5 protein-coding genes and 1 rRNA gene are annotated in these 8,225 nt (G+C 72.6%); 4 read left to right on the top strand and 2 right to left on the bottom strand.

Annotation, left to right across the window (positions count from 1 at the left end):
- A 5S ribosomal RNA gene (rrf, locus tag QSK22_RS34030) occupies positions 1-71 on the top strand; the annotation flags it as partial.
- Positions 72-1,368: 1,297 nt separating this feature from the next.
- Here the strand turns inward: rrf and QSK22_RS20790 are convergent.
- Positions 1,369-1,884 (bottom strand): GNAT family N-acetyltransferase, encoded by a 516-nt coding sequence (locus QSK22_RS20790; protein WP_285495922.1) that lies wholly within the window; start codon positions 1,882-1,884, stop codon positions 1,369-1,371.
- A 111-nt stretch (positions 1,885-1,995) separates the two neighbouring features.
- Positions 1,996-2,625, bottom strand: a complete 630-nt coding sequence (locus tag QSK22_RS20785) for a TetR/AcrR family transcriptional regulator (protein WP_285495921.1) — start codon at positions 2,623-2,625, stop codon at positions 1,996-1,998.
- 734 nt (positions 2,626-3,359) lie between these two features.
- Here QSK22_RS20785 and QSK22_RS20780 point away from each other — a divergent pair.
- From QSK22_RS20780 to QSK22_RS20770, 3 genes are read left to right on the top strand one after another with little or no spacing between them, the layout of a single operon-like run.
- Entirely contained in the window at positions 3,360-4,991 is a 1,632-nt protein-coding gene (locus tag QSK22_RS20780) for an acyl-CoA carboxylase subunit beta (RefSeq protein WP_285495920.1), read from the top strand.
- A gap of 4 nt (positions 4,992-4,995) precedes the next feature.
- Positions 4,996-7,053, top strand: coding sequence for an acetyl/propionyl/methylcrotonyl-CoA carboxylase subunit alpha (locus QSK22_RS20775; protein ID WP_285495919.1), 2,058 nt, complete (start codon positions 4,996-4,998; stop codon positions 7,051-7,053).
- The gene (locus QSK22_RS20770; RefSeq protein ID WP_285495918.1) at positions 7,050-8,204 is read left to right on the top strand and encodes an acyl-CoA dehydrogenase family protein; all 1,155 of its coding nucleotides are present in this window, start codon (positions 7,050-7,052) and stop codon (positions 8,202-8,204) included. The genes QSK22_RS20775 and QSK22_RS20770 overlap by 4 nt, the downstream gene beginning before the upstream one ends.
- Positions 8,205-8,225 lie beyond the last annotated feature (21 nt).

The raw sequence follows: 8,225 nt of genomic DNA, 5'->3' as shown, positions 1-8,225 counted from the left end.
CGGTAGTTAAGCTCTTCAGCGCCGATGGTACTGCATGGGTGACTGTGTGGGAGAGTAGGACGCCGCCGGACGTTTTCTTCAGTTGGGAGGCCCCCGCGTTGTGGCGGGGGCCTTTCTCTTTTCCTCGGAGGGTTCCCCGGTTTGCTTGTGAAGCGGCTGAAAGGGCTGCTCGGCCTGGTCCGCTCACGGAGATGGGGTGTTCGGTCTGGCCCGCTGCTGTCGGGAGCGGGGTGCGCTGCCCGCCGGTGACCGTGGCGCTCTTGTCCGTGTTGGCCGTGGTCATGGACGCGCGGTCCGCGGGTGCCGTCGGTGTCTCCCGCAGGGGCGGGGAGCCGCGGTCCTGCGCCCATGCGGTGTCGAGGCCCGGCTCTGCATTTCAGAGATTGGTTGCGGCTTCCTCCGTGGAGCGGTTGGCAGTCCCCTTGCGACATCGCTTGTGGCTCGGGACTCGATGCGGCTTGTCGCGGGTGCCGCCTTCGCCCAGGCGCACGGCTGTCGGACGCGCCGGTGTCCAGCCCGTACGCGGTGTGCGCGTTCGGCATCCAGGTGCTCAACACCGCCAGCGCGCAATCCTCGCTTGTCTGTGAGATGCGGCGCTCGTCGTCGGGGCTCGGCCCCGAAGGCTTCTTCCGGCCGGTCGGCGGTGATGGGCCCAGCGACCCGACCGGCTCCGCTTCCGCCTGCTCGGCACGTCCGACCGTGTGCACCCGGCTGCCGTTTCCGCGTTGCCAGGGGCTGTTATCGGCTCGCCTGCGGAGCGACTGAGAGTGGTCTGCTCGGCGCGGCACGTTCGCGGCCGCGGTCGGCCGACGGACGCCTGGGCCGCCGACGAGGGGGCGTGCAACCGTCCCTCGGACGGGCGGCGCGGCCCCCAGGGCGGCGGCTGTGTGGCGTGGTTGCGGTTGCCGCCGGCCGTCGCCGAGGCGAGCCGGGGGGCCGTAGCCCGCGGTGAGCATGTGGTGTTCCGAGCCCGCCCCGGGCCGCGGCCGGCCGGGCTCGGCTCGGTTTCGGGCCGCCCCACAGCACCCTCACACGAAAGCTGGTGATCACCGCCCATGACGCTTACCACGCTCGACCTGCTGCGGTAGCACCCGGCGAGGCCCGCTCGCGGACCGGGACGCGGTGCAGCCTGGCGGCGCCGGGTTCGGTGAGCCCTCCCGTTCGGCGGCCTCGCCGTTCTCGCCGTTGCCGATCGTGGCCATGGACGTGCGCTCCGCGGGTGCCGTCGGTGTCTCCCGCAGGGGCCGGGAGTCGCGGTCCTGCGCGCATGCGGTGTCGAGGTCTGTCGGTGATCTTTCAGGGATTGTTCGTCAGTTCGCTTGTGAGGGCTGGGCTTTTCAGGCGGGTGCCTGAGCGTGGGGGCGCATTTCAGACTTCGTTGCGGAGGATGCTGTAGACGACGGCGTCCCGCCACTCGCCGTCGCGGAAGGTGTAGCTCCGCAAGATCCCTTCGCGGGTGAAGCCGGCCTTCTCCAAGGCGCGTTGCGCAGCCACGTTGGAGACCTCCGTGTCCGCCTCGACGCGCATCGCCTGGGTGTGGGCGAACAGGTAGCGGGCCAGCAGACGTTGGGCCTCCGCGCCGTAGCCGCGGCCGCGTGCGCCCGGCAGCAGGATGATCCCGATGTTCCAGCAGTAGGAGGCGGTTCCGGTCACGACCTTGCGCCAGGCCATGAAACCGAGACGTTCGGCGCCGCGGACCACCATGAGGCGGCCGCCGTCCTCCCCCAGCAGCCCGTTGTCCGCCCATTGGCGCCGCAGCCGGCCGGGGTCGGTCCAGCCGAACCACTGGAACGGGCTCGTGTATTCGGGGTCCAGCGCGAATCGGTCGAGCAGCGGCAGATCCGTTTCGAGGACCGGACGCAACGCGACTTGATCACGGATCATGATCAACAACGGTAGGGCGTCTTCCGGCAAACCGCCAGGAATTAGGACAGAGTTTGTCAGTGACTGCTGACGCAGGGGCGCGGTGGTGGGGGACGCTGAACGAGGAGAGCTTCAGGCGGTGGGGTCCCGCAGGACCAGGTCGAGGGTCGAAGCCCACTGCCGCAGCAGGCGGGAGCGGCGGGCGGAGTCGTCGGTGAGCAGGTCGGCCAGGCCGAGCCCGCGGACGAGGTCGAGCGTGCCCTGGACCGCCTCGCGTACGCCGGGCATGGATTCGTCCGCGCCGAGCGCCTCCACGGTGAGGCGGTGCGCCGCCCGTCCCACCCGCGCCTCCAGCGGGACGACCTGCGCGCGCAACTGCTCGTCCGAGCTGGCGGCGACCCACAGTTGCAGGGCCGCGCGGAACAGCGGGCTGGTGTACATCTCCGCGAGCATGGTGAGGACGTCCAGGGTGGGCAGGCGTCGTCCGGCCAAAGCGTTGAGATGCTCGCGCACCTGCCGCAGGCGCACCTCGGTGCCGTACTCGACGGCGGCCGTCACCAGTTCCTCGCGGGTGCGGAAGTGGTGCTGCGCGGCGCCCCGGGACACCCCGGCGCGTTCGGCGACCACGGCGACGGTCGTGCGCCCCCAGCCGAGGGTGGACAGGCAGTCGACGGCGGCCTCCAGCAGCCGCTGCCGGGTGGCGCGGCTGCGGTCCTGCCGCGGCTCGCGTACCGCCTGCGCGTGCGTCACCGTCGGATCCATGGCGTCCCAGTCAACCAGACCGCCCGCGCGAAAAACAATCAAGCACGATTGATTTCTTCGCGGCGGGGTGGCAGGGTTCACCCATGACCCAAGCGCCACGCCCGTCCGCCGTCCGGTCGTGACGGCTCCCCGGCCCGGGCGCGCCCGCGACGCCGTGACCGATGTGAGTACGGCGATGGCGGCCACATGCCCGTGCCGTGAGGTTCGGCGGGATCCGTGGCGCGTATGGCAGGCCACCGTGATCCGCAGGACGGCGCCCCGTCGTCCGGGAAGAGTCCGGTGGTCGGGGGTTCCATCGTCCGGACGCTTCCTACCGCTCCGGGGGAACAGCAGAGTGGTCATGGAGCGCCGGCGGTGGTGGACGATGCGCCCGGCCTTTCGCCGTCCGGGCCGGGGTGCATGCCGTGGCGCGGTTGCGCCGGGCATTGGTTCTTTCTCCGGGCACGGGACCGCGTCGTGCCGCGGGGCCGCTCGTGCACCTGGGCCGGGAGAAAGGGGCTTGTGCCGCACGGTTCGGCTGGGCTCCGTTGCGATGTCATTTCGGTCGGAAGTGTTGTGCTGGGGCCGGGGCGGCTACAGGGTGCTCCGGGGCCTTCGTTGGTGGACGGCGCGCTGGGTGTCTGGCGCGGCGCGGTGGGGCGGGAGTTCGGCTTGGTGGGCGGCGGCTGCGGTGGCGTATGCCGAATCGGAGGTTTGGAATCTACAACGTAAAGGCGTCGGAAGGGTGAGTGGTGATGGGCGCTCAGGGCATGGCGGTCGGCCGCGGTGGCGTCCGGCCGTTGCGCAGTTCGCTCGACGTCGGCAGTCCCGCCTACCGGGAGCGGCGCGCGGCGATGCTCGAAAAGCTCGCCGAGTTGGAGGCCGAGCATGCCAAGGCGCTGGCCGGGGGCGGGGAGAAGTACGTGGCCCGGCACCGCAAGCGCGGCAAGCTGCTGGCGCGCGAGCGGATCGAGTTGCTGCTCGACCCCGACTCGCCGTTCCTGGAGCTGAGCCCGCTGGCCGCATGGGGCACCGATTTCCCCGTCGGCGCGAGCGTGGTCACCGGGATCGGGGTCGTCGAGGGCGTCGAGTGCATGATCGTCGCCAATGATCCGACGGTCCGGGGCGGGGCCAGCAACCCGTGGACGGTGCGCAAGATCTTCCGGGCGTCCGATATCGCGCTGGAGAACCGGCTGCCGCTGATCAACCTGGTCGAGTCGGGCGGCGCCGACCTGCCCTCGCAGAAGGAGATCTTCATTCCGGGCGGGCGGCTGTTCCGCGACCTGACCCGGCTGTCGGCGGCCGGAATCCCCACGATCGCGCTGGTGTTCGGCAACTCCACGGCGGGCGGGGCGTACATTCCGGGGATGTGCGACCACGTGGTCATGGTCCGGGAGCGGGCGAAGGTGTTCCTGGGCGGGCCGCCGCTGGTGAAGATGGCCACCGGGGAGGAGGCCGACGACGAAGAGCTGGGCGGCGCCGAGATGCACGCGCGCACGTCCGGGCTGGCCGACTACCTGGCCGCGGACGAGCCGGACGCGCTGCGCCTGGGGCGGCAGATCGTGGCGCGGCTCAACCACCGCAGGCTGGGGCCGGCGCCGGGGCCGGTCCGCGAGCCGCTGTACGACGCCGAGGAGCTGGCCGGCATCGTCCCCGAGGACCTGCGGACGCCGTTCGACCCGCGGGAGGTGATCGCGCGGATCGTGGACGGCTCGGAGTTCGACGAGTTCAAGCCGCTGTACGGGGCCAGCCTGGTGACCGGCTGGGCGCGCCTGCACGGGTACCCGGTGGGGATCCTGGCCAACGCGCAGGGCGTGCTGTTCAGCCAGGAGGCGCAGAAGGCGGCGCAGTTCATCCAGCTGGCCAACCAGACGGACACGCCGCTGCTGTTCCTGCACAACACCACCGGCTACATGGTCGGCAGGGAGTACGAGCAGGCCGGCATCATCAAGCACGGCGCGCTCATGATCAACGCGGTGGCCAACAGCCGGGTGCCGCACATCTCGATCGTCATGGGCGCCTCGTACGGGGCGGGCAACTACGGCATGTGCGGCCGGGCGTACGACCCGCGCTTCCTGTTCACCTGGCCGAGCGCCAAGTCGGCGGTGATGGGGCCGCAGCAGCTGGCCGGGGTGCTGTCGATCGTGGCGCGGCAGGCCGCCGAGGCGCGCGGCCAGGTCTACGACGAGGAGCAGGACCGGGCCATGCGGGAGATGGTCGAGTCGCAGATCGAGGCGGAGTCGCTGCCGTTCTTCCTGTCCGGGCGGCTCTACGACGACGGGGTGATCGACCCGCGTGACACGCGGACCGTCCTCGGCATCTGCCTGTCGGTGATCCACAACGCGCCCGTGGCCGGGGCCGAGGGCTTCGGCGTCTTCCGGATGTGAGGTCATGATCGAGTCTGTGCTGGCGGCCAATCGCGGCGAGATCGCCCGCCGCGTGTTCCGTACCTGCCGCGACCTGGGGATCGGCACGGTGGCGGTGTTCTCCGACGCCGATGCCGGTGCCGCGCACGTCGCCGAGGCGGACGTGGCGGTGCGGCTGCCGGGGGCGGCGCCCGCCGACACCTACCTGCGCGGCGACCTGATCGTGGCGGCGGCGCGGGCGGCGGGGGCGGACGCGGTGCACCCCGGTTACGGGTTCCTGTCGGAGAACGCCGAGTTCGCCCGCGCGGTCGAGGCGGCGGGGCTGACGTGGATCGGTCCGCCGCCCGAGGCGATCGCGGCGATGGGGTCGAAGATCGAGGCGAAGAAGCTGATGGCCGCCGCGGGCGTGCCGGTGCTGCCGGAGCTGGATCCGGACGCCGTGACGGCCGGCGACCTGCCGATCCTGGTGAAGGCGTCGGCGGGCGGCGGCGGACGCGGCATGCGGGTCGTGCGGGACCTCGGCGATCTGGCCGGTGCCGTCGCGGCGGCCCGGCGGGAGGCGCAGTCGGCGTTCGGCGACCCGGCGGTGTTCTGCGAGCCGCTGCTGGAGCGGGCCCGGCACGTCGAGGTGCAGGTGCTGGCCGACCGGCACGGCACGGTGTGGGCGCTGGGGGAGCGGGAGTGCTCGATCCAGCGCCGGCACCAGAAGATCGTGGAGGAGGCGCCGTCGCCGGCCGTCACACCGCAGCTGCGTGCGCGGCTGTGCGCGGCGGCGGTCGACGCGGCCCGCGCGATCGGCTACGTCGGCGCGGGCACGGTGGAGTTCCTGCTGGACGGGGACGGGCGGTTCTTCTTTCTGGAGATGAACACGCGGCTGCAGGTGGAGCATCCGGTCACCGAGTGCCTGTACGGGGTGGACCTGGTGCGGCTGCAGATCGAGGTGGCCGAGGGCCGGGAGCTGCCCGCCGACCCTCCGGCGCCTCGCGCCGGGCATGCGATCGAGGTGCGCCTGTATGCGGAGGATCCCGCAGCGGGGTGGCGGCCGGGCAGCGGGGTCCTGCACACGTTCGACGTTCCGGGCGTGGACGCCGCGTTCGGTGATCCGGGGCGTGGCGGCGGGTACGGGCTGCGGCTGGACGCGGGGGTGCGGGACGGCGACGAGGTCGGCGTCCACTACGACCCGATGCTCGCCAAGGTTGTCGCGTGGGAGGCGACCCGGTCCGGTGCGGCGCGCAGGCTCCGGGCGGCTCTTGCGGGGGCGCGGCTGCACGGCGTCACCACCAACCGTGATCTGCTGGTGCGTGTGCTGGCCGAGTCGGCGTTCCTGGCCGGGGACACCGACACCGGGTATCTCGACCGGGTGGGCCTGGACGTGCTGGCCGCGCCGCCGGCGGGTGAGCGGGCCGTGCGGCTGTCGGCGCTGGCGGCGGCCCTGGCCGACGCCGCGCTCAACCGGGCCGCGGCGCCGGTGCAGCGGGGCCTGCCGTCCGGGTGGCGCAATGTGCCGTCGCAGCCGCAGCGCAAGGCGTTCGAGGCGCCGGACGGCACGGTGCTGGAGGTCGCCTACCGGCTGGGGCGCGGCGGCCTGACCGCCGAGGGCCACGACGACGTGGAGCTGGCCGGTGCGGTCGTCACCGACGAGGCGCGGGGCGAGGTGGCGGTGACGCTGGACGCGGCCGGGGTGCGGCGGGTGTTCCGGGTGCGGGCCGTCGGTGACCGGCTGTTCGTCGACTCGCCGCTGGGGCCGGTGGCGCTGCGGGCGCTGCCGCGCTTCGCCGAGCCGGGGGACGTGGTGGCGCCCGGGTCGCTGCTGGCGCCGATGCCCGGCACGGTCGTGCGGGTGGACGCCGAGCCGGGCGACGTCGTGGCCGAGGGGCGGACGCTGGTCGTGCTGGAGGCGATGAAGATGGAGCACGCCATTGCCGCCCCCGCCGCCGGGACCGTGGCCGAGGTGAACGTGGCCGCCGGGCAGCAGGTGGAGGCGGGCGCCGTCCTCGCCGTGATCGCCGAGCCGCCGTCCGCCGACCCGCCGCCGCAGGAGCAGTCCGGCGGGCCGTCATCATCCGAAGGGAAATCCGAGTGAGTTTCGTGGAGAGTGAGGAGCGGCGGGCCCTGCGCGAGGCCGTCGCCGCCCTGGGCGCCAAGTACGGGCACGAGTACTACATCGAGAAGGCGCGCAGCGGGCAGAAGACCAGCGAGCTGTGGGAAGAGGCCGGGCGGCTGGGGTATCTGGGCGTCAACGTGCCCGAGGAGTACGGCGGCGGGGGCGGCGGCATCGGCGACCTGGCGGCGGTGTGCGAGGAACTGGCCGCGGCGGGCTGCCCGCTGCTGCTCATGGTGGTGTCCCCGGCGATCTGCGCGACGATCATCGCGCGGTCCGGCACGGCCGAGCAGAAGCAGCGGTGGCTGCCGCGGTTCGCCGACGGGTCGGTGACGATGGCGTTCGCGATCACCGAGCCGGACGCGGGCTCCAACTCCCACCGCATCACCACCACCGCGCGCCGCGACGGCGACGGGTGGGTGCTCAGCGGGCAGAAGACGTTCATCTCCGGGGTGGACGAGGCCGACGCGGTGATGGTCGTCGGCCGCACCGAGGACCAGAAGGGCGCGCTGCGGCCGTCGCTGTTCATCGTGCCGACCGACGCGCCGGGGCTCACCCGGACCCCGATCGAGATGGAGATCGTCTCGCCGGAGAAGCAGTTCGTGCTGCACCTGGACGAGGTGCGGCTGCCGTACGAGGCGCTGGTCGGCGACGAGGACGGCGGGCTGCTGCAGCTGTTCGCCGGGCTCAACCCGGAGCGGATCATGGCGGCGGCGATGGGCGCGGGCATCGGCCGGCTGGCGCTCGGCAAGGCCGTCGCCTACGCCAGGGACCGGCAGGTGTTCCGCACGCCGATCGGGGCGCACCAGGGCATCGCGCATCCGCTCGCCCAGGCCAAGATCGAGCTGGAGCTGGCGCGGCTGATGGGGCAGAAGGCGGCCTGGCTGTACGACGCGGGCGACGACGAGGGGGCGGGCGAGGCCGCCAACATGGCCAAGTACGCCGCGGCGGAGGCGGCGGTGCGCTGCGTGGACCAGGCGATCCAGACGCACGGCGGCAACGGGCTGACCACCGAGTACGGCATCGGCATGCTGGCGGGGATGGTGCGGCTGATGCGGATCGCGCCGGTCAGCCGCGAGATGATCCTCAACTTCGTGGCCCAGCACTCCCTGGGCCTGCCCAAGTCGTACTAGCCGCGTACTGTCCGGGCGCCC

The sequence above is a fragment of the Actinomadura sp. NBRC 104425 genome (genome assembly GCF_030269545.1).
Lineage (GTDB): Bacteria > Actinomycetota > Actinomycetes > Streptosporangiales > Streptosporangiaceae > Spirillospora > Spirillospora keratinilytica.
This window is presented reverse-complemented; position numbering and strand designations above follow the sequence as displayed.

What these genes read in the sequence shown, in the direction of transcription:
- QSK22_RS20780 (WP_285495920.1), top strand. Translation starts at nt 3,360, where the DNA reads ATGGGCGCTCAGGGCATGGCGGTCGGCCGCGGTGGCGTCCGGCCGTTG.
- QSK22_RS20775 (WP_285495919.1), top strand. Translation starts at nt 4,996, where the DNA reads ATGATCGAGTCTGTGCTGGCGGCCAATCGCGGCGAGATCGCCCGCCGC.
- QSK22_RS20790 (WP_285495922.1), bottom strand. Translation starts at nt 1,884, where the DNA reads ATGATCCGTGATCAAGTCGCGTTGCGTCCGGTCCTCGAAACGGATCTG.
- QSK22_RS20785 (WP_285495921.1), bottom strand. Translation starts at nt 2,625, where the DNA reads ATGGATCCGACGGTGACGCACGCGCAGGCGGTACGCGAGCCGCGGCAG.